The following is a 1,169-nucleotide window of genomic DNA, read 5'->3' on the forward strand; positions in this document are numbered from 1 at the left end:
AACCCGAAGGCCTTCTTCACCCACGCGGTATGGCTGGATCAGGCTTGCGCCCATTGTCCAATATTCCCCACTGCTGCCTCCCGTAGGAGTCTGGACCGTGTCTCAGTTCCAGTGTGGCTGATCATCCTCTCAGACCAGCTACGGATCGTCGCCTTGGTGGGCCTTTACCCCGCCAACTAGCTAATCCGACATCGGCTCATTCAATCGCGTGAGGCCCGAAGGTCCCCCACTTTCACCCGTAGGTCGTATGCGGTATTAGCGTAAGTTTCCCTACGTTATCCCCCACGACAGAGTAGATTCCGATGTATTCCTCACCCGTCCGCCACTCGCCACCCAGAGAGCAAGCTCTCCTGTGCTGCCGTTCGACTTGCATGTGTTAGGCCTACCGCCAGCGTTCACTCTGAGCCAGGATCAAACTCTTCACTTAAAATTACAGACCCGAAGGCCAATACTTTCAGCTGCAGAAGTTCTACCCAGCTACGTATCGCTTGCTTAAAGCATTTGACTTGTTGCTGTTAAAACGTCTGCAAGATGGACAGTCATCCTTCCTGCAGGCGTCCGCACAAGTTACCTGCGCACACTGTCAAAGAACTTCGGAATCGGCCTCAGCGCCTTCTTCCGTATCCCGGCGTTTCCGCCGAGGTGAGCCGCACATTCTGGCAGCTCCTAAACGCTTCGTCAACACCTCGTGAAGAGGCCTTTCCGAACCGCCTCACCGCTGGGCCGTAACCCGTTACCGCCGGTGAGCCGCCCATTATAGGGCCCTTTCAGAGAACTGCAACACCTTCTTCAAGGCGACTCCCGTTCCCCGCAAAAACCCCGCAACCGCTTCCCGAACGCCAGCGCTGCAAGGGGCGCGAATTGTGCACGGATGCGGCGTCCGAAGGAAGCCGGCTCAACAGAAAAATTCATCCTCCGGACAGGAATGTAGCGTCGCATCCATGCGCGGCTGCGAGGCCGTCCAGCTCCAGTCGCATACGGGTGCGGGTTCTGCGGCGTGTAGAGCACGCCGACCTATCCGGTTCGGTGGCGAGTGGGTGAAGCAGCAGAGCTGACGTGTCGCTCACGTGCGCGACCTTGCAACCCCCCCATTCACTGCCGCTCTTGGTGCCGACGCCAGGGCATTCATCTCCAGCAAGAAAAGCCGCCGGAGCCAAAAACGCGACAGG

This window comes from Candidatus Paracaedibacter symbiosus, assembly GCF_000757605.1.
Taxonomy (GTDB): domain Bacteria; phylum Pseudomonadota; class Alphaproteobacteria; order Paracaedibacterales; family Paracaedibacteraceae; genus Paracaedibacter_A; species Paracaedibacter_A symbiosus.